The 18,975-nt window shown below is 48.8% G+C and carries 19 protein-coding genes (1 of these 19 running past the window's edge); 11 read left to right on the plus strand and 8 right to left on the minus strand.

Annotation, left to right across the window (positions count from 1 at the left end):
• Window positions 1-156: 156 nt before the first annotated feature.
• The 4 genes from ACTRXD_RS09935 to ACTRXD_RS09950 all read right to left on the minus strand — a co-directional run bounded on the left by ACTRXD_RS09935 (window position 157) and on the right by ACTRXD_RS09950 (window position 5,498).
• A complete protein-coding gene (locus tag ACTRXD_RS09935; RefSeq protein WP_442431654.1) occupies window positions 157-1,599 on the minus strand; it encodes a DUF3482 domain-containing protein in 1,443 nt (480 codons plus the stop codon).
• A gap of 6 nt (window positions 1,600-1,605) precedes the next feature.
• Window positions 1,606-3,087 (minus strand): DUF2868 domain-containing protein, encoded by a 1,482-nt coding sequence (locus ACTRXD_RS09940; RefSeq protein ID WP_442431655.1) that lies wholly within the window; start codon window positions 3,085-3,087, stop codon window positions 1,606-1,608.
• A gap of 214 nt (window positions 3,088-3,301) precedes the next feature.
• A complete protein-coding gene (locus ACTRXD_RS09945) occupies window positions 3,302-4,447 on the minus strand; it encodes an AI-2E family transporter (protein WP_442431656.1) in 1,146 nt (381 codons plus the stop codon).
• Window positions 4,448-4,634: 187 nt separating this feature from the next.
• On the minus strand, window positions 4,635-5,498 hold the full coding sequence (locus ACTRXD_RS09950) for an MlaA family lipoprotein (protein WP_442431657.1): 864 nt from the start codon (window positions 5,496-5,498) through the stop codon (window positions 4,635-4,637).
• A gap of 579 nt (window positions 5,499-6,077) precedes the next feature.
• On the opposite strand from ACTRXD_RS09950, the gene ACTRXD_RS09955 reads away from it, so the two are divergent.
• A complete protein-coding gene (locus ACTRXD_RS09955; RefSeq protein WP_442431658.1) occupies window positions 6,078-7,700 on the plus strand; it encodes a sigma-70 family RNA polymerase sigma factor in 1,623 nt (540 codons plus the stop codon).
• A gap of 83 nt (window positions 7,701-7,783) precedes the next feature.
• Here the strand turns inward: ACTRXD_RS09955 and ACTRXD_RS09960 are convergent, their stop codons facing one another.
• The gene (locus tag ACTRXD_RS09960; protein WP_442431659.1) at window positions 7,784-8,458 is read right to left on the minus strand and encodes a pentapeptide repeat-containing protein; all 675 of its coding nucleotides are present in this window, start codon (window positions 8,456-8,458) and stop codon (window positions 7,784-7,786) included.
• Between the two features lie 253 nt (window positions 8,459-8,711).
• Between ACTRXD_RS09960 and ACTRXD_RS09965 the strand changes: the two genes are divergently transcribed.
• Both ACTRXD_RS09965 and ACTRXD_RS09970 read left to right on the plus strand, forming a co-directional pair.
• Window positions 8,712-9,374 carry a hypothetical protein gene (locus ACTRXD_RS09965; protein WP_442431660.1) on the plus strand — a complete coding sequence of 221 codons (663 nt, stop codon included), beginning with the start codon at window positions 8,712-8,714 and terminating at the stop codon, window positions 9,372-9,374.
• Between the two features lie 100 nt (window positions 9,375-9,474).
• Complete coding sequence (locus ACTRXD_RS09970) at window positions 9,475-10,176, plus strand: DUF2628 domain-containing protein (protein WP_442431661.1); 702 nt, start codon at window positions 9,475-9,477, stop codon at window positions 10,174-10,176.
• On the opposite strand, the gene ACTRXD_RS09975 is transcribed toward ACTRXD_RS09970, so the two are convergent.
• On the minus strand, window positions 10,173-11,093 hold the full coding sequence (locus ACTRXD_RS09975; RefSeq protein ID WP_442431662.1) for a hypothetical protein: 921 nt from the start codon (window positions 11,091-11,093) through the stop codon (window positions 10,173-10,175). The two genes, ACTRXD_RS09970 and ACTRXD_RS09975, sit on opposite strands and share 4 nt — an antisense overlap.
• A gap of 62 nt (window positions 11,094-11,155) precedes the next feature.
• Between ACTRXD_RS09975 and ACTRXD_RS09980 the strand changes: the two genes are divergently transcribed.
• The 5 genes from ACTRXD_RS09980 (at window position 11,156) to ACTRXD_RS10000 (ending at window position 14,532) form a co-directional block, all read left to right on the plus strand.
• Window positions 11,156-11,761, plus strand: coding sequence for a 2,3-bisphosphoglycerate-dependent phosphoglycerate mutase (locus ACTRXD_RS09980; protein ID WP_442431663.1), 606 nt, complete (start codon window positions 11,156-11,158; stop codon window positions 11,759-11,761).
• A gap of 91 nt (window positions 11,762-11,852) precedes the next feature.
• Complete coding sequence (locus tag ACTRXD_RS09985; protein WP_312645356.1) at window positions 11,853-12,242, plus strand: hypothetical protein; 390 nt, start codon at window positions 11,853-11,855, stop codon at window positions 12,240-12,242.
• 64 nt (window positions 12,243-12,306) lie between these two features.
• On the plus strand, window positions 12,307-12,600 hold the full coding sequence (locus tag ACTRXD_RS09990) for a hypothetical protein (protein ID WP_442431664.1): 294 nt from the start codon (window positions 12,307-12,309) through the stop codon (window positions 12,598-12,600).
• Window positions 12,601-12,788: 188 nt separating this feature from the next.
• Window positions 12,789-13,709: a P-loop NTPase gene (locus ACTRXD_RS09995; RefSeq protein WP_442431665.1), complete on the plus strand. Its 921-nt coding sequence runs from the start codon at window positions 12,789-12,791 to the stop codon at window positions 13,707-13,709.
• A 49-nt stretch (window positions 13,710-13,758) separates the two neighbouring features.
• The gene (locus tag ACTRXD_RS10000) at window positions 13,759-14,532 is read left to right on the plus strand and encodes a PCP reductase family protein (protein ID WP_442431666.1); all 774 of its coding nucleotides are present in this window, start codon (window positions 13,759-13,761) and stop codon (window positions 14,530-14,532) included.
• Window positions 14,533-14,684: 152 nt separating this feature from the next.
• Here the strand turns inward: ACTRXD_RS10000 and ACTRXD_RS10005 are convergent, their stop codons facing one another.
• A complete protein-coding gene (locus ACTRXD_RS10005; RefSeq protein WP_442431667.1) occupies window positions 14,685-15,323 on the minus strand; it encodes a Maf family protein in 639 nt (212 codons plus the stop codon).
• Window positions 15,324-16,487 carry a tRNA dihydrouridine synthase gene (locus tag ACTRXD_RS10010; protein ID WP_442431668.1) on the minus strand — a complete coding sequence of 388 codons (1,164 nt, stop codon included), beginning with the start codon at window positions 16,485-16,487 and terminating at the stop codon, window positions 15,324-15,326.
• 189 nt (window positions 16,488-16,676) lie between these two features.
• On the opposite strand from ACTRXD_RS10010, the gene ACTRXD_RS10015 reads away from it, so the two are divergent.
• The 3 genes from ACTRXD_RS10015 to ACTRXD_RS10025 form a co-directional block, all read left to right on the plus strand.
• A complete protein-coding gene (locus tag ACTRXD_RS10015; protein ID WP_442431669.1) occupies window positions 16,677-17,765 on the plus strand; it encodes a TIGR00730 family Rossman fold protein in 1,089 nt (362 codons plus the stop codon).
• Between the two features lie 77 nt (window positions 17,766-17,842).
• Entirely contained in the window at window positions 17,843-18,724 is an 882-nt protein-coding gene (locus ACTRXD_RS10020) for a DHHA1 domain-containing protein (RefSeq protein WP_442431670.1), read from the plus strand.
• Between the two features lie 33 nt (window positions 18,725-18,757).
• Window positions 18,758-18,975, plus strand: partial view of a rhomboid family intramembrane serine protease gene (locus ACTRXD_RS10025; RefSeq protein ID WP_442431671.1) — the beginning only. 499 nt of this gene lie beyond the right edge of the window; 218 of the gene's 717 nt are visible here — the first part of the coding sequence; it begins with the start codon at window positions 18,758-18,760; its stop codon lies off the right edge, out of view.

An 18,975-nucleotide genomic window follows, 5' to 3' on the forward strand; every position in this document is an offset into this window, starting at 1 on the left:
TGGACTGTCAGGGGATCCCAAATTTCTTCATAATCGTCTCGAACTCATTCAAAAAGAGAGCCTTGCTCAGAATCTTCAGAAAAAGCCATAACATTTTTTCTCCCCTTTATGGACTCGATAATTTTGTAAAGGGGGGGACCGGATACACGGAAGATGCTAGCCCGGAGATTTTTCTAACCAGCCTTTGGCTTCGGGATAAAATTGGCCTAAAATTTCCTGACTCATCCTTGAGAGTAGAAGAACGAGTTTGGCCTGGAGATGATCCGTCGTTGCGATGGTGGGTTGCGGCGATCGAGCCAGTTTCCACACTTGGTGTAGAACGTCTTTTTGTTGTTCAAGAACATTTTCGGCGGCGCGTTGCCAAAAAACGGGAAACTCTCTTGGGTCCGTGTAATCTCCCCGTCCTCTCCCGCAATGGGTCACCGCTAAATAGCGTAACAAGGCATCCCGTGTTTGCCGGTCAAGAAAGGCAGGGACCCAGGAAATCCGATTGGAATTGCCTGTTTCCTGACTTTTGGCATAGGTCCGTTCGGCGAATGCTCCAAGGATCGCTCCTCCAATGGTAAACGCGCCATGAGAGAGTCCTCCGGTGGCTAAGTCCGAAGCCAATCCGGCTGCCGCGCCACTGGCCAGTGCTCCCCAGAACGTTTCTTCCTCCCACGGTTTTTTTTCACCTGGCACGGTCACATCTTCAATCCTTGATTTGAGTGTGTGCGCGGCATCGCCGGTTAACCCATGTACCTCAATAAGATCTGCGGTGACGCCTGAGATGCGTTGTGCTAAACGTTGGTCCAGTGCCTGAATCGCATTTTTGATTTGCGGCTTTTTTGAGAACCCCGTCGGTTCTTGGGGAAGGCATTCTCCATCCAAGGCGGTCTCGATCAAGAGTTGAGTGAGATGGGTCATGGATGTATCAAAGATCTGCCGGTGGGTGGCATACCAGGCCTTTCCTAATGTTTCCATTGTGGGGTGTTTTTCCGATGGCAGGACTTGAGTGACGTGATCCCATAGCACACCTTCCTGAACCCAGCAACGCGTAAATGCGTCCAAGCTCATCACGTCTTTAATGACGCGTTGATTAACCCAGTGTTGTTTCCAAAGGGATTCCAATTGTCGCTGTTGTTGTGGATCAATTAGACCGGTTTGATTCACTAACACGATGACGGGTTTATTCAGCCAAGTGAGGAGATCGAGTTCAGGTTGAAGATAGCCCGCCATGGATGGGTCTTCTGTCGCATTGACGAGGTATAACACCACGTCGGCTTCATCCCTGACATTACGGATCGCTTGCTGACTGCACCAAAACGGTTTGTCTGCTATACGGTCCCAGACTTGAGACACCATCCACCCAATCGGGTTGCTGAGTCCTTGAAGGCGATCCAAAAGCTTGTGGCTATTACCAAAGCCTGGGGTGTCCCACAAGTTGAGTCGGGAGCCATCAGAAGTCTCCAGCAATACAAATTGTTCATTTTGAAGGGTGACATGGGCCTGATCGAGCACCTGTCCGACGTCGCGACGCAATAGAGTGCGGGCCAAGGTGGTCTTCCCGATATTGGTATGGGAAATGAGTGAAAGCGTGATAGAAGAAAGTGTTATCATGTCATCTCACCTTTTGGGAGGCCACAAAGCAGCTTGGGCCTTCTCCAGAAGCTGGTCGAAGGATGTATCTTTGGCATCGAAGGCCACGATTTGAAGATGGTAGTCGTTGGCGAGTCGTTGCCAGGTTTGTTGACGTTCTCTCATTTGTGTCTGATCAGCAAGGTGCCGATAGGGCTCCTGGTCCAGAACAAGGAGTAAGTGATGTTGTCCATTAGAGGATTCAATTGAGGCTTGAACCATGTGAAAGAGTTCGCCGTGCACCTCCGCTTCAGGGGTTTGCGCCAAATTACAGAGAAGAACTACCGTTTGAGGTGAGGCGGTTGCCTTCAACCAGGTAACGCATGTCTGTCCATAAGGAAGTGGGTCTCTCCAATGCAAGGTCGCTTGATTGCCAATGAGATCCAGGAGGCATTGTCCCAAGCAATCTAAAGCGGCCGGAGAGGGTTGATAGCTATAGGGCACAATGTCAATTTGGATGCCTTGTCCGCGTTCAGTACTCAGCAACTGCAGATAATACGGCTCATCGAGAGGGAGCGTGAAGGATTTCGCGGCTTTGTGTGCGAATCGTGCGGATAGCCAGGCCAGGGTTACCCGAGGTATGACGATACTCACAAAGGCCGTCAGTGCCCACATGTGAATCCACTGAGCAGCAGAGCCTTGGCCGGGAGCTTGAAGACGAGCGATGTCTTCAGCTGATGGAAAGGGAAAACCCAGGAGCCAGGCTGCTGGTCCCAAAAGTCCGTATAAGACCGTATGCACCTGTGCTGCTGATAAGAAGGTGCTTTCCCACGTGGCTTGATAATCTAGAACTAGTCCACGGACGTACATACTGAGGATGATCCCTAGCGCCAGACAGGCTGATCCAATATGCAGCAGATGATGAACGCGACTGATAATGACGGGATGCCAGTGTCTCCACCACAGGTTCATAAATCGTTCGGAAGATTGAAGAATCCATTCTCTTTCCGCACCTCCAGTTAAAGCAATTTTTGGCCATGGTCCTTTCCCCAACCATTCCGCCACGGTGGCAAATCCTTTGGCCAGGTGACGGAGAAGTGGCCCGGTTAGATCTTTTCTCACAAGCGGCGACAGAATGGTACCCGCATAAGTTCCCATATTCCACAAAAGCAGAATCAAGAGTGGAAAGTTTAAGAGATTGACTCGTTGAGTCGTTCCGAGCCCATTGATAAACAGGCCGACAGCAAAGGCCGGTATCGCCACGATGGTATATGGAATTGTAGCCTGAGCGCCTCGAAACGATTCCGTGATCATGGGGTAAGAAGTGGAGAGAGAATTCCAGAGAGATTCCGCTCGATTGGTGAAAAATTGGATAGAGCTCTCTGCTGATGAGGGTAGTTCGTGGGGCGAGCTTTTTTTTGCGTGTTGGCTGGCTCGCTGTCTGGTGGAGTGGGAGATGTATCGTCCTTGTGGGTCTGATTGTTCCAGGGCCTGGATTAACAGAATTTTTGATACCTGTTTCGAATTCATAACTGTAGCCATTTTGGCATCTGAATCTGTGATATTTTCAGGATGGGGTCACTAGGCAAACAGCCTGCCAGGATTGACGTACAACCATGATAGATCTGACTGTTGTGTCTGTGTAGAAGGTGATGTGTTTTGTTGTGTGATAAATGACTAATTGCATGGCGTGAGGTCAACCCAGGGAAAACGGGGGACGCAGCGCTTCCTTAGCTTGTATGGTTCAGGTATGGAGGGAAACCGAACCGGCATGTTTTGACTCGGAAGAAGAAGCATCCGGTTGAGGCTCCTGAGAATTATTGTTTACGGATTGGGCAGCGGAGGCCTCAGAATCTAACAAGATGCTGATCCAACGGGTCGAGGGGCTGCTTTCCAATGCAATTTTCACCACCATGGTCATGGGAACAGAAAGCAACATTCCAACCGGTCCCCACACCCACCCCCAAAACACTAAGGAGAGAAAGACAACAAGAGTGGAAAGGTTAAGCTTCCTCCCCATAAGTTTAGGTTCCACTACATTACCGAAGATCAAGTTGACGGCTACATACCCTGCGGCTACCAGCAACAGGTGTCCAATGCCGAATTGAATGTATCCCAATAGCATTGGCGGGACTGCTGCAATGATAGACCCGAGGTTTGGAATAAAGTTCAGCAAAAAAGCCAGAAGGCCCCAGATAAGGGGAAAATCAATTCCTAAGGCCCACACCCACAACGCAACAATCACACCCGTTCCAAGGCTGACAACGGTTTTGATAGCTAAATAATTGTTGACGGCGTCCGTTATTTTTTGAGCCTGGGAGAAAGTGCCTTTTGGATCTCCGAAGGCGGTCCTTACTTTCTGTTGGAAGCTGGACGCCTCAAACAAAATGAAAATGACGGTGAGGAAAATTAAAAAAGAGTTTGTGAGCACATTTCCCAACCCGGACAACATTTTGGCTACGAGCTTCATTGAAGCACCGGGATCGATGGATTTCAGTAATATGCCTTTATCAAGTTGGAAACCCAACTCCTGAATCCAATGGATCATGGGCTCGATTTCCTGAGTCAATCGAGCTTGGTAGCGTGGAATGGCTTCGGAGAAGTCATCCAGGGAGGTTCCAATAATCAGTATAAACCCAACCCCGACGCTGAGAACTCCTAGGACGACACCGAACACCGCCAATGGCAAAGGTATGCCTTTTTGTCGAAGCCAAAAAACAGGTGATGCACTAATAATGGCAAGAAATATTGAGACAATAAGAGGGACCAGGATTGGTTCTGCTGTCCGCATCCCAGCCACAACAACGACAAATGCTGCGGTGGTCAACAAAAGTCGACCCGTTGGGGGATGACTGGAGGTCGGTAGTTGGGACTTCTGCTGGTTGTGCATAATGAAAAGTTTTATCGCGAAGAAACTGTTTCTTCTTTGGGTATGATACCCGTTTTTTTCTCTCCTGTCTGCGAGAGGAAAGTTTTCGGTGCTATGGATAGAAGTCAGCGGAGGAAAAGAAAATTCATGTGTCTCTAAAATCTTAGAGTGGTGGTTGCTGCGAGGACCAAGATGATGGGCTAGATGACTATTCCTGAATGGCCTTCAGCCGTTGCTGGAGATACCCATTCCGGACGGCACCATACAAATCGAGCGTGCCTTCCTCAACGCCTTGAAATTTTTCCAGCGTGAGGGCACGGAGATTCACCGTTTCGCCGGCAACCATTCCAAGCCGCGAAAAGGTGACGGTCATATCGTGTTGGACCAACCGCGGAGCGTCAGCGATTTCAATAAAGGGCAGGACTAGCCAGTTAAAAGGGTCAAGGAAGGAATCGCCGATGAATCCAATGCCATCTCGTAAGGTGAAGGGGCCCAGGAGAGGAATCATGAGGAACGGTCCAGGCGGGACACCATAGGTTCCTAAGGTTTGCCCAAGATCCTCTTGCGGAGTTTCTAACTCGAACATAATTCCCGCCGGGTCAAACAATCCTCCGACCCCAAGGGTGGAATTGATAAGGAATCGGCTCAGCTCAATGCCAGCTCCCTGAAACTTTGCTTGAAAAATGTTGTTCAATAATCTCGGGACAAATCGAATATTTTGAAACACGTTTGAGAAGCTTTGCTGGACATCGGGAGGAATGAAAAAATCGTAAACTTTGGCAGCCGGCTTCACCACGTATTTGTCCAGCCGGTAATTAAATTCAAAAACGGCAGAATTGACAGGTTCAAACGGATCATAGTCCTTATTCTGCGAATCACCAGACTCGTCAAAAGGATCAAAGAATTCATTTTCATTTGCTTCGCCTTCAGCGTTGAGTCCGTCCTCAAATTCAGCGATTTGAATGTCGGGTCCGGTTTCCATTCCATCCTGGGTCTTCGTGGATTTGGACTTTCCCGCACATCCACCCAGTCCTACCGCGAGGCATAGAATTACCCAGATGGACAATCGCATCGTTTCTCCTCTCATGCCAAAGGCTTTTCTTTTAAGATTTATATCGGGCCGGTCCACTTCAATCCGATTGTTGGAACGCAGATCGTTTCAGTCATGTGGAATAACTTCAACTATTTCACAGATAAACCGCGCGGACTGTAACAAAATCCCATACCCAAGCCAAGAATCTCTTTCCTCGTCCCCACTTCTTTGAAGACCTGTGAATGGTGAAAAATTTCAGACCTTTTTCGACTTTTTGGTAAAGGCTTGGAGAAGGCTGCTGAAGGTTTTGTCAGCTTCCTTGACAAAACATTACAGGAAAAAACGAGAAAAACGTAGATACTGACCATTCTTTGTCTTGATGTCCCTCAGAGGTCGTAAGCCGGCTCGACGTTTTTTCATCTTAAAGGGATTATGTTCCTCATTATTGGAAAGGAGTCAGCATTAACGATAATCAATGTGCAGCATGCGACAAAGCTTTTCCAGTGGCACTCCCTTTGCTGATTCATCGCAGGTGACCAATAAGGTTCACGGGGTACCAATGCCTCTTAACCACATGGTCAGATGATCTGAGAACGTTCAATTGAAGGGAGATCAGCTATGAGCCCATCGGTATCGGAGCAGAAACCTTCCTGGAATGGTTCCATTAAACGAGTGAAAAAACAGGACCGTCATCCTGTCTTGTCCGGCGGCGGCTCTTCTGAAGTGGACCGTTCGTCAGGAATGAGTGACAAGCAACTTCCCCTATACCTAAAGGAAATAGGGCAAGTGTCATTACTTGACCGGGAGGGCGAAGTGCGTTTGTGCAAGAAAATTGAGGAAGCCCGGCGAAGTATGTTGGAGATTCTATACTCACTCCCTATGACCTTGGACTATCTACAAGAACAACGTATGCGGTTGTTGAATGGCGAAATCCTGGCAAAACATATTGTTCAAAAGGAAAAAGAAGGTGATGTGGAGACTGAACCGGAGGAAGAACCTGACAAATTGGATATTCAAACCGAACAGCAGGAGGATGAAGAATTTCGTCAACGGGTAATTCAGCAACTGAGCCAACTTTGTCATTGTGTTCAATTCATGATGGCCAAGGAAAATACATCCGCATGCAAGCAAGGCACTTCGGCCTCGATGCAAGCCCGAAAAAAATTATGGCAAAGTCTTGAAGGAGTGAATTGGCATCCTGCATTTACCAAACAGGTGGAAAGCCGCATACGGGCAACCGAACGCCAACTCACTGAAGTATTGAAACGATTAGGAATATCCCCTCAAGATATTTTTAATGGAGATGAGCGAACACGTGAGGTGGGTCGCAATTCTCTACCCGCCACAACCCCTGGGGTTGAGGTAACCTCAGGTTCACATCGCTCCACCCTGGAAGCTGGAGAACACCTCGTATATTTGGAGCAAGAAGTTTTGCGCCTGTGCTTTTCAGAATTTCTCGCACGGGTTCGGCAATTGGATCAAGCTAAAATTCGCCTGCATTTCGCCAAGGAGGCGATGTTGGAGGCAAACTTACGCCTGGTGGTTAGTGTTGCCAAGCGTTATGTGAATCGAGGCCTCGATTTACTGGACCTCATACAGGAAGGCAATATCGGCCTGATGCGTGCAGTGGACCGTTTTGAGTATCAACGAGGCTATAAGTTCAGCACCTATGCGACGTGGTGGATTCGGCAGGCGGTAACGAGGGCATTGGCCGATCAATCCAGAACCGTGCGGATACCGGTGCACGTGTGTGATGTGCTGACTCGAGTGCGACGAACGCTGGACCGTTTAGCGGTGCAATTGGGGCGTGAACCGAAATTGGAGGAGCTCAGCGGCGCGGTGGATATCCCATTGGATAAATTGTCCACGATGTTGGAAGCGACAAAAGGGACTCTGTCGCTCGAAACTCCCATGGGCGATGAAGATGGTTCGCCGCTCTCTGATCTCTTGCAAGATCCTACAGCCGTTTCTCCATGTTATTCAGCGGAACGGGTGGATCTCCAGGAAAAAGTGACTTCCTTGTTAAGGACTTTAACGCCTCGGGAGGCACATATTATTCGGCGACGCTTTGGTATTGGAGAGCTTGAAGATGCTACTCTTGAAGAGATCGGTCTTGAATTCTCTGTGACCCGAGAACGCATTCGACAAATTGAGGAACGGGCATTGGCCAAATTGCGTGAACCCCAACGGAATGTGGTCTTGCGTAATTTTTTTCAACCATCCGGTCCAGCCTTAGATTAGGAGGACTGATACTTTTCGTAAACGTGGGATGTCGAACCAAGTAGGCGACTGATTTGCGAATGGAACAATATTTTGAAAGCCTCTTAAGGGAAAAGAGGATCCCCTGAGGGGGGTGAAGAGTCCGTCATTGGAGAATGGTAAAAACCAAGACTATTTTGGAAATTAGCACCGGTTGTCTGGGCATTGAGGAAGGTTGTTCCATTGAGATTGGCCTGCTGAAAATCGCTCCCATGCAGGTCAGTGTCCTGAAAATCAGCCCAAGAGCAGTCCGAGGAAAAAAAAATCCCCCCCTGAATTTGTGCACGAACGAAGGTGGCGCCGCGAAGCGTCGCATTTTGGAAATCGGTTCCTTGAAGTTCCGCTTGTTGGAAATCCGCCCATATAAGATCGGCTTGTGAAAAATTCGCCCAGGCTAACTGGGCACCTCTGAAACGGACACTTCGCAGATTCGCGCCTTGAAAATTTGCGCCACGCAGGTTCGCTCCCTCAAAATTCGCCCCGGGAAGGTAGGCTTCTTGAAAATTGGCATTCCGAAGATCCTGGTGGCGGAAATCGGCCTCCCGGAGGTCAATTTGAAAAAAATCTTGAGAACTTGATGGAGTGGTGTGGGTAGACTGGGCATCTTCAGTTTGTCCATTTTCCCTGATTCCAGCTTGCAGGGAGCGTCTCCAGTTCCTATGTGTGTGGAGAAGAAGTGCCCGGTCCTCTTCAACTTCGTTGAGAGGAGGCTTTAAGTGACTATCTTCAGTCGCTGCCATGGAGAAATGCCACGAAAAGACAACAGAAAATAAAAAATGCGTTAAAAGGGAACAATGGTCTATAGGGCATGATGAAACCTTAGCGAAAATGACGCAAATGGTCCAGTCCAAAATGAGGGCCTTCAAGCATCAAGAAAACCTAATTATGGTATACAAATACTACGGGCCTGTGGCCATGAAAACACGAATCGAAGGATAATCAAAAATTTTTCAATGATGGACATTGCGAGAACTAGACATGTGATGAGGTGATATGGAATTGATCTTAATTCTATTATGGATAGTCGTTGTGCTTCTGAGCTATCAACTATGGGTATTACGGAAAACACATGGTTCATTTCTCCAGATACTGAAAGAACTTTCTGATCGTATTCGATCGGGGTTAGGAGTGGTGGACATTAGAGAGCTGAAGACCATTCAAGCAAAATTTTATCTTCTGGAGCAGCAGGTCCATTTCAGGAAGGTTTTAGGAGTCAAAGCCGGGGAATACTTCCAGCAATTTCAAGAATGTTTTCATAAAGGAGAACTTTCTGTTGATGGCCTTGAGCCCTTTGAGGATTCAGTTTCTGACATGGACGGGTCCGTTCCTCGACCCAGGTCGATCATGTGGAAAGGCCTTCGTTTTACGCTTAGCGATTCAATTTGGTTTCAAACGGGAGTGGTGCCGAACGAAGATGTAGAGGATGATCAAGTCCAATTCATGGTGCAAGGGCCATTTTGTCGGGGGTGCCTGAAGCGATTGGTGGGGAGGGTTCCGGCCCAGATTTCATATGTTCCAGCGCAGTGCCACAATTGTGGACTATCCTGGAGCATACATGAGCTCGATTATCCAGAAATGCCCCTTCGTGATCTTAAGCGTATGGTGTATAACATGCTTGATCAAAAAGTGAGAATGCGTCGAAATGTTCAATGCTAAGTCTTCATGATGGGTGAGAAGGATTCAGATGCTGTCGAGTGATCTTCTGATACCAGACAGAACTTGTGTGGGTGTAATTGGGATGCTATAAACGACCACTATGCGCCCTTGCCCTTCCTGTTCACAAGAGAATCCCGATACCGCGAACTTTTGTTTGCAATGTGGACAAGCGCTTGGTTCACCTTCCGTAGAGACTCCAACGGAGGCCAATCCTGAGAGACTCGGGACCAGGACTCCTCCCACTCAATCCCAATTATGGGAAACGTTCATCGGTCCAAGTAAATCCATTCAATTTTCAGTCAAGACCGGGTGGGTGTGGCGCTCTGCTTTTTTGTACTACAAGGAAAAATTTGAAAATATTGAAACCCCTCAAGGTCCACGATTTGTCCTAAGTTGGAACTGGCCCGCTGCGTTGTTTGATTCGTTTCTTTGGTTTTTATATCGCAAAATGTATCTATTTGCGTTGTTATATGCTGTTGCCCCGGCACTCGCCATTTTTATGACTGGGGATGTGATGGTGGGAATTGTATCGAGAATTTTGGCAGGAGCCAGCGCGAATTACTTGTATTATTGGCATGTGAAGGACAAGGTGCAGAGAATTATGGAAATGCCCAGTCTTGATGATACGAGCCGTGCTCACCTGATTCAGGAAGAGGGTGGAGTGCAACCCTACGTTCTCTGGTTAGGGGTGGTGCTGCATGTGTTGATGCTTGGTCTATTGGCTGCGGCGATTGTTCAAGGGCCTCCAGTGCAGGATCCTCTTGGTGGAACGGAAGGACGTCCTTCTCAAAAATTCTTTTAAGAGAGAGAATTGGGATTTTTTGTGGATGGAGGAATCTGGGATTCATTTGAGGTGGTCTGCCAATTGAACCACGCTCGAAACCATTCATAATCAGATTGATAGGCAGTAGATTTGGCATCCCCTTGTTGGCCCTTTTCCGTCAAGAGGGTGTAGGTCCTGGGCCAATTTTTTGTCCACCAGGATTTAAGGGCTTCAGGTGTGGAGGGCTGATCGTCTGACTGGAAAATATTTGCGGCATCAACAAGCTGGGCGATGAGCTTCCAAGCTCGATCTTTTCCCAAACCCAAATTTCGAAAATGTTCCCGTAATAAAAAGACCACCCACAATTCCGCACTGTGTTTTTTGTTGTGTTTAAATGGTTGTGTTTGACGAAGGGGAATCGGGTCAAAGTTTTTAATGATTGAGGTATAATCGGGGCCTCCATACTCTCCGACCACTTCTGCAATCCCCTCTAACATGTTGGCCAATTCGACCTCAACTTCTGATCGAGGGGCGTCAGTGGGCATATCAAGCGGACTAGGTGTCGTGAGCATATCAATGACGGGCTTGAGTTCCCTGAGGCGACCAACTGCAGCCTTGAGGATACGTTCCGACTCCAACCAATAGTCGGAATCGTTTTTTGCAGTTCGTTCTTGTCCTGCGGGGGGAAGGACCGCGGGAATCCAATGCCTGATGAGTGTAAATAGGATATAGTCCAGATCACCGCCTTCCTGAGCTGCTCGGTCCAAGGCGTTTTGCGGCCCAAGACCTTGGCGGAAAAACTGTTCTGTTCGATCTGCAACGCCGTGTCGGCCAGCCAAAGCGGTCCACCAGCGTGCGAATTGTTCCCATTTATGCTCGTCAGAGGCCATATCGTTTCGAAAGAAGGTAAAAAATTTCTGGTCATGGTACGATTCGGTGCGAAGCAATGCAAGCAAGAGTAGGTCACCTAACAATGTTGAAGAGGCAACCACGAAAGGGAACGAGGGAGGAGAACTAGATGGCTCAGTTGGTGTTAATTCGTCATGGTGAATCTCAGTGGAATCTGGAAAACCGTTTTACGGGCTGGATCGATGTCCCATTAACTCCTAAAGGGGAGCAAGAAGCCCGCGATGCGGGTAAGAAACTTAAGGCGTTTCGATTTGATTGTGCATTCACCTCAGTCTTGGTGCGCGCCAAGGAAACCCTACGATTGGTTCTGGAGGAAATTGGGCAGACGACGATTCCCATCGAGGAAAACAAAGCGTTGAATGAGCGGATGTATGGAGAACTGCAGGGGCTTAATAAAACAGAAACGGCACAAAAATATGGCGACCACCAGGTCAAAATTTGGCGGAGGAGCTTTGATGTGCCTCCCCCAGGGGGTGAAAGCTTGAAGGATACTGCCGAACGAGTTCTTCCCTATTATGAAAATCGAATCCGGCCGGCTCTATTGGCAGATAAGACGGTCTTAGTCGTGGCCCATGGCAATAGTTTGCGGTCATTGGTTATGCAATTAGAGCATTTGTCAAAGGAAGGTGTGCTTGAATTGAATATTCCGACGGGTGCACCATTATGGTATGAATTGGACGCATCAGGGGAGGTAACCGGCCATCGATATTTGTAAGTGAGCCATAGCGCCTTGCCAATGTCTCTCAAGCGCAATTTCAAAGAATCTTTTGGCAGAGAAAATTGCCTTATTCCTGCTTGGTTGAATCATGGTGGTCATTTTTCTTTTCTTTATTGCCGGGTTGTGGATGGCCGATGGTGTGGCTTTGTTAGTTGCGCCGGAACGGATGATTGCCACACTGCGACAGTCGCTGATTGTGGCGCCAGGGTTTATAAAATGGGGTGGCGTTGCAGCCCTATTGGGTCTTGTTTTGTTATTCGGAACCAGAGGACTGCCCTACCAACCTCTTTGGATGGTCGTGGGCCTAAGTATGGTCGCGAAGGGCGTTTTCTTGTATGCCGGACCAGATCGTTGGCGGTTGCGGATCGTTAAATGGTGTTTGGAACGGGATGTGGTCGATTATCGCATCTGGGGGCTGGGGTTATGTGCCCTTTCTGTCTTGCTATTAGATGCGTTGGGCTGGGGAAAAGGACTGTAGGGGAGTGGAATGGCGGGGACAATCTGATCCACTTTTGCCAAATGCACGATGACAATGAGGGCATATGACGGATTTTGACCGTGAGAAATTGTCCGAAACCTGGCAGGTTCATCAATCTACCGATTGGCCAGACGGGTTGGGAAGTCATGAAGGGCAACTCATGACGTTAGATACAGTCATTGGTGGATGTTTGACCTATTACTTTGAGGAGCATCATCTTGATGAACCACGAATTGAAATCTTACGTGATTGCCTTGCTGATCTGGAAATTATTGTCCCGGAATTATCTGAATCCACCCGTGATTATTTCCGTCGATTGCGATTTCTTGGCGTGACCCTTCTTCAAGATTTTTCCTAAACCATTTTCAAACAGATCTTTCTTCCCGGTCATTTTCCGTTGCCCACCGAAATGAGCCTCTCTATGGGCTATTCAGCCCTACTGGAATTCATGGAGTTGGTATTTTGATTGGTTTGACGCTGGAAAAAATGCTGTGGTACCGTGGTTTCTGGTTTCTACCTATTGCCTTTCACAGTTAGGTGCAGACAATGAGTCAACAAAATGATCTGAAAACGATTCTGAATAAACTCCATTATACTGACGATGCCAAGGTGGTGGAGCAAATTTCTGCCCAGACCAAACTGGTCATGGCCCGTATGAAAGGTATTCGCCGCAAGGTTGTAGTGATGAGCGGTAAGGGCGGGGTGGGGAAAAGTATGACCACCGTGAACCTGGCGTTGGCCTTCGCACGGATGGGTCAACGGGTGGGATTACTGGATGTGGATATTAATGGGCCGTGTGTTCCTCAAATGCTGGGGATGCGTGGAAAGGGCTTATTGGATACTCCGGAAGGGGCGGTGCCGCCGACTGGTCCATTAAATATCAAGGTTGCGTCGATGGATTTTCTCCTACAAGAAAACGCCCCGGTCCGGTGGAAAGGTCCCATGGACCTCAGCCCGGTTTGGTTGGGCATGACCGAAATGAATGTGATTCGGGAGTTTCTCTCCGACATGGTGTGGGGTGAATTGGACTATTTGCTGGCCGACCTGCCCCCTGGGGCGGCAGCCGATAAGCCACCCCTCTTGGCAGGACTTATTCCTGATTTAGCGGGGGCGGTGGTGGTGACAACGCCATCCGAGGTGGCTTCGAATGTCGTTCAAAAATCCATTGCCTATGCCCAGGAACTGGGTATTGAGATTTTGGGGGTGGTCGAGAACATGAGCCAGTACCGGTGTCCCTCCTGCGGAGAAGAAAGCCCCTTGTTTGAGGGGGATACCGATTCCATGTGTGAGGCATTGGGTTTGCCTCTTTTAGGACGTATTCCCTTTGATCGGAATTTTGCCCGCACCTTTGATAAGGGGGAACCGATCCTGGGAGGGGACAATCCTACTTCGGCGAAATATCAGGATATTGCCAAAAAAGTTCATACATTGTTGGATTATCAACATGTTTTAGACGGGAAAGTGTAACGTCTCGAAGCGATCGTTGGCCTTAGCCGACGTTTAGAAGGGAAGCGATATGAAATTTGTCTGTCTCAAATGCGAAACCTATATGACTTTTGAAAAAGTCGAAAAACCGGCTGAAGGCTCTCTTGGGGTCTTTTTTGAATGCCCCTCCTGCCAATCGCGGTTTTCGATGGTGACCAATCCCGGCGAAACCCAGATGGTCTCTTCTTTAGGCGTCCAGTTGGGGGGGAGAACCGAAGCATCCAAACCTTTGGAAATGACCCGGGGCGGGCTAGAGGACAACGTTTCGGCAGGCATGGGACAGATGGCCGCCTATTTAAATGAGAAAATTCAGAGCGGCCAACCGGCTGCGGATCCTGCGGCCTCGGGTGCCCCAGGTACTGCCAGTGCACCGGGGGCCACTTCGGAAGGCGGAGGATGTCCGTTTTCGGCCATGGTTGCTCAAATGGGTTTGGGGTCAACGGGTGCCACAGGAACTCAAGCCCCTCAGGCCGCGGAACAATTGCTTTGGACTCCGGATGCTCAGGAAAAACTGGCCAAACTCCCATCTTTTGTGCAGCCGATGGTCAAAAGCAGCGTAGAGACCTATGCCCGGAAGAATGGTTTTACCACCGTGACCCTTCAGGTGATGGATGATTCCAAGAACGCCTCCACGGAAGGGATAAAGTGGACACCGGAGGCGCAGCAACGGTTGGATAATATTCCCGACTTTATTCGCCCTATGGCGCGGCGGGAAATCGAACGTCTGGTCAAGGAACGGGGTCAGTCGGAAATTACGGCCCAGGTGATGGAAGAGGCCAAAGAAAAATTTATGAAGTTTATGTAGCCCAAATTCGCAAACGGGTTTATGAAAAAGGCGGGACTCACCGAGTCCCGCCTTTTTTTATTTCTCTACATTCTACCCACAACAACGTTTGCGGCTTCCCCGACATTATTCCCCTGGAATCTCAATATAGTTTATGCGGGGACGAAACCTCGCTATAAGAAATCCTTCCAATTCGCATACGGTTTTGTCCGGTATATTTCTTCGGTCTTTACTGGCAGATCAACTCCAACCTGCTCAAGAAGTTGAGCTAGCTTCCCAAGCGGTAATCCCACGACGGTCGGATAATCCCCTTCGATTTTTTTTATCAGAAACGCGCCTTCTCCCTGAATGGAATAGGCGCCTGCTTTCCCCAGGCTATCCTGAGTCTTCAGGTAGGTCTGCAAGTCGGTATCTGAAAAGTCCTTGATCCAGACTTTGACGGTTTCAACGTACATTTCTCTTCGCTCATTAGCCCTTGCTACCAAGGCCAATCCGGTATGGACGAGATGACATCGACCGCGCAAGCTCGTCAGCATGTGGTGGGCATCTTCAAGGTTTGCCGGTTTGCCAAGAATCTGACCATCCAATTCAATAACAGTATCGCTGCCGATGACGAGGCTGTCGGGATAGTGATTCGCCACGGATTCGGCTTTTTTAAGGGCAAGACGTCGTACATGATTGGCGGGTGACTCCTGGCCGAGAACTTCTTCATTGATTGAAGGTGAAATGATTTCAAAGCGGAGCCCCAAGAGGGTCAGCAGTTCTTTTCGACGAGGCGATGAGGATGCCAGGATGAGGTGAGGATCGGGCATTTAGGAGGTGCTGATGGTGGCCGGTGTTTCCATGTCCTGGTTGCCTAGGGCACGAACTTGGTACTGGTTGACCAAATTGATCACATCTGTCGTGGAATGGGTACGAACGAGTTGTGCGCGCATCGCCGCAGCATAGGGAAAGCCCGAACAATACCAACCTAAGTGTTTGCGCATGCGGATGAAACGCTCTGGCCCATGGACTCGTTCAAACAGGGAGGCATGTTGGATCATGATCCTGAATGTTTCTTCCAGGCTTGGAACATGCTGCGGTGGAATACAGAATTGTCCCGTTTGCAACATTTCTCGTATCTGTTGAGTCCCCTGAAAGACCCATGGATTGCCGAGTGAGCCCCGGCCGATCAACACGCCGTTAACGCCAGATTCCCGAATGCGGGCAGCGGATTCTCCCAGACTCTGAATATCGCCATTGCCTAGGACAAGAATGCCATGCGGCTGGATTCGGTTTGCGGCTAGGGCGATCGCTTCCCAATCGGATTGTCCCCGATACATTTGCGATAGCGTGCGGCCGTGAATGGAGATGACCTCTGGGCGTCCCTGGATAAGACAGGCGCTCCATTCTTCGATCATGTTCCGGTCGAAGCCAATGCGGGTTTTGACGGATAAGGGAATGGCTTTGCGAATTGGGCCGTGGTGAAGGTCGTTCTGGAGCTGGCTAATGGCTTCTATTGCTTTGGGCTTCATTCCGATTTGATTTAGGGGCTGGCCGGCGGTCCAATCCTGAATGCCTTTTCGTGCCATCTCTATCAGTTCCAGCGCCAAATTTGGAGTGCGAATTAATCCGGCGCCACTCCCGGAGGACGCGACGTTTTTCGAGGGGCACCCCATATTGATATCCAACCCATCAAACCCCAACTCACAGACCACATGGGCCGCTTGGTAAAATAAAGCAGGTTCCTTCCCATAGATTTGGGCAATGACGGGACGTTCCGCTTCCGAGTATCGCAGGCTATCGAGGGCCTTGAGTCTACCGGAACAGATGTCATGGACGTTGGTAAATTCCGTAAAGACCACATCAGGTTTTCCATGAATTGCCACTATATGGCGGAAAGCCGAATCAGTGACGCCATCCATGGGGGCCAATCCAATAATCGGTTGAGGGAGAGCCCGCCATAGTGTGGATTTGGTCTGAGGGTAGTGAGTCATGAGTTATGGAATGAAACCGGGTGCTTGAGTTTCGGGTTTATTTTACCGAAAACGTCTAGGTGTTCCTTTGAATCTAAATCTTACACCTTTAATCCTGACACAGCGGACCGACTATTGACAGGAAGCTTCTGGGAAAGTCCAGTTGGCACATAACTTGTTTTTGTCGTTGATGAATTTGGAGGGTATTAGATGTCATTACGTAGAAATGCAACTTTGAAAACGCCATCTGATACAAAACCTTTGACAAATACCATTGTGTTGGAAGAAGAGATTGTACGCGAAATCAAAACTCTTTGGACAGGACCTGATACGGATGCGCGAACGGCCCTATTAAAAGAAATGGTCGGCAGTGTCGTCGGGCTTCGTGATTTGGATACGGATGTCATAGATGTCAAAATTCTTCATCGAGCTTTAAAAGAGCTTCGCCACTCCTTTCGGGTATTTCGGCAATATCGCGAGATGAAGAAAGTCAGTATTTTTGGTTCCGCCCGGACCCCAGGGGATGATCCCAACTATACGCTGGCTTCCCAACTTGGGAAACTCCTCAGTCAACGTGGCTTTATGGTGATCACGGGGGGTGGGCCCGGGATTATGCAAGCCGGGAATGAAGGGGCTGGTCGGGACAATAGTTTTGGGGTGAATATCATGCTGCCTTTTGAGCAAGCCCCGAATGCGATGATTGCGGATGATAAAAAACTTGTACATCTCAAGTATTTTTTTTCGCGAAAATTATTGCTGGTAAAGGAAAGCCATGCCGTCGCCCTTTTTCCTGGAGGATTTGGGACGTTAGATGAGGCGTTTGAGGTGTTAACGCTGATTCAAACGGGGAAAACGCACCCGATTCCCGTCGTGTGTATCGAATCCCCTGGGGGCGATTACTGGAAGCAATTGATGGAGTTTTTTGATCAGCAACTCTTGTCTCGTGGATTTATTAATCGATCCGATTTAGCACTCTTCAAAGTCGTGTATTCTGCAGAGGAAGCGGTGAAGGAAATTCAGCAATTTTTCCGGGTGTACCATTCTCTACGAATTGTGAAAGATTCGATGGTTATCCGTATTCATCAACAGCTCTCGCAGGCCCAGATGTCCCAGTTGAACCAGGAATTTTCGGACCTCTTGACCGATGGGCAGTTTCAGCAAGTTGAGGCGTTGCCCGAGGAATGGGATGAACCCCACATTTCACACCTGCCACGTCTGATGCTACATTTTAATTGGAAAGAGTTAGGTCGTCTTCGGCAATGCATTGATTGGCTCAATGCCCGAGCATTAGCTTTATAGGAATTTTGGAAAATGCATTGAGGGTTTGTCCGGATTTATTGAAAGCTGATAAGCTCAGCCCGAAAGGCGAGATGATCATGACAAAAACAATGACAAAATTTGATGAATTGCCCAATCAGAATCCACCGGACGTGGTGTTGTATCACGCCGATTGTATGGATGGATTTGGCGCAGCGTGGGCTCTCTGGAAACGGTTTCCGAAGGCTCGCTATGTTGCGGTTAAGCATGGGAATCCGCCTCCGGATGGATTGCAAAACCAACATGTGGTGATGGTTGATTTTAGTTATCACCGCGAAACCATATTGGAGTTAGCAGATCAAGTGGCCAGTCTTTATATTTTAGATCATCATATTACCGCCCAGGATTCTCTGAAGGATTTGCCTTTTGCATATTTCGATATGAACCGAAGTGGCGCGGTCTTGGCATGGGAATGGGCCCACACGCAACCGGTTCCCTGGCTCCTCCAGTATGTGCAGGATAAGGATTTGTGGCATTGGCAACTTCCCGGTAGTCGGGAGATTAGTGCGGCGCTGGCGTCATACCCGTTTGGATTTGAACGGTGGGAGTCCCTTCAATTTGAAACATTAAAGGTTGAGGGAACAGGTATTTTACGATCCGAAAAGGCATTGGTTGAAAAGATGGCAACCGAAGTCACCATGGTCTCGTTCGCGGGACATATGGTTCCGGCCGTTCATTCAGCCGTGTTAACCAGCCAAATAGGGGAGCATCTTTCTGAGAAACATCCATTTTGTCTCATTTGGCATCAAAAAGATGGCCGCCGGTATTTTTCCCTTCGGTCCAAAGCCGGAGGGATTTCCGTGGCTGAAATTGCAGCTAAATATGGTGGAGGCGGACATACCCATGCTGCCGGGTTCTCTATTGCTTTAGATGGGGATTGTCAGAATTTTCTTAACCCCGTTTTCGGTCTTCCTAATTTTTCTCCCGCCTCTCGATTCTGATTATTTAAAGAGTATCTTTTTGATGGTGCATCCATGATTCCACTTCGGGATGATAATCCTACTGAAATTACACCTGTGGTGACGGTGGCGTTAATTGTCTTCTGCAGTATGGTGTTCCTGTATGAGATCTCCCTCTCAATACCAAGCAGTGAGGCATTTGTTTATATGTTCGGGGCGATTCCCGCAGTCGTGTTGGGGCATGCTCAGTTACCACCAGAGCTGGTGATTCTGCCCGCCTATGGAACACTGTT

It is taken from the genome of Nitrospira sp. T9 (assembly GCF_052156535.1).
Classification (GTDB): domain Bacteria; phylum Nitrospirota; class Nitrospiria; order Nitrospirales; family UBA8639; genus Nitrospira_E.

Excerpts from the sequence above, each read along its gene's own strand:
- ACTRXD_RS10010 (WP_442431668.1), bottom strand. The coding sequence starts at position 16,487 with ATGACTCACTACCCTCAGACCAAATCCACACTATGGCGGGCTCTCCCT.
- ACTRXD_RS09990 (WP_442431664.1), top strand. The coding sequence starts at position 12,307 with ATGACGGATTTTGACCGTGAGAAATTGTCCGAAACCTGGCAGGTTCAT.
- ACTRXD_RS10015 (WP_442431669.1), top strand. The coding sequence starts at position 16,677 with ATGTCATTACGTAGAAATGCAACTTTGAAAACGCCATCTGATACAAAA.
- ACTRXD_RS09980 (WP_442431663.1), top strand. The coding sequence starts at position 11,156 with ATGGCTCAGTTGGTGTTAATTCGTCATGGTGAATCTCAGTGGAATCTG.
- ACTRXD_RS09945 (WP_442431656.1), bottom strand. The coding sequence starts at position 4,447 with ATGCACAACCAGCAGAAGTCCCAACTACCGACCTCCAGTCATCCCCCA.
- ACTRXD_RS09950 (WP_442431657.1), bottom strand. The coding sequence starts at position 5,498 with ATGCGATTGTCCATCTGGGTAATTCTATGCCTCGCGGTAGGACTGGGT.
- ACTRXD_RS10000 (WP_442431666.1), top strand. The coding sequence starts at position 13,759 with ATGAAATTTGTCTGTCTCAAATGCGAAACCTATATGACTTTTGAAAAA.
- ACTRXD_RS09960 (WP_442431659.1), bottom strand. The coding sequence starts at position 8,458 with ATGGCAGCGACTGAAGATAGTCACTTAAAGCCTCCTCTCAACGAAGTT.
- ACTRXD_RS09970 (WP_442431661.1), top strand. The coding sequence starts at position 9,475 with ATGCGCCCTTGCCCTTCCTGTTCACAAGAGAATCCCGATACCGCGAAC.
- ACTRXD_RS10005 (WP_442431667.1), bottom strand. The coding sequence starts at position 15,323 with ATGCCCGATCCTCACCTCATCCTGGCATCCTCATCGCCTCGTCGAAAA.
- ACTRXD_RS09995 (WP_442431665.1), top strand. The coding sequence starts at position 12,789 with ATGAGTCAACAAAATGATCTGAAAACGATTCTGAATAAACTCCATTAT.
- ACTRXD_RS09940 (WP_442431655.1), bottom strand. The coding sequence starts at position 3,087 with ATGAATTCGAAACAGGTATCAAAAATTCTGTTAATCCAGGCCCTGGAA.
- ACTRXD_RS10020 (WP_442431670.1), top strand. The coding sequence starts at position 17,843 with ATGACAAAAACAATGACAAAATTTGATGAATTGCCCAATCAGAATCCA.
- ACTRXD_RS09935 (WP_442431654.1), bottom strand. The coding sequence starts at position 1,599 with ATGATAACACTTTCTTCTATCACGCTTTCACTCATTTCCCATACCAAT.
- ACTRXD_RS09965 (WP_442431660.1), top strand. The coding sequence starts at position 8,712 with ATGGAATTGATCTTAATTCTATTATGGATAGTCGTTGTGCTTCTGAGC.
- ACTRXD_RS09985 (WP_312645356.1), top strand. The coding sequence starts at position 11,853 with ATGGTGGTCATTTTTCTTTTCTTTATTGCCGGGTTGTGGATGGCCGAT.
- ACTRXD_RS09955 (WP_442431658.1), top strand. The coding sequence starts at position 6,078 with ATGAGCCCATCGGTATCGGAGCAGAAACCTTCCTGGAATGGTTCCATT.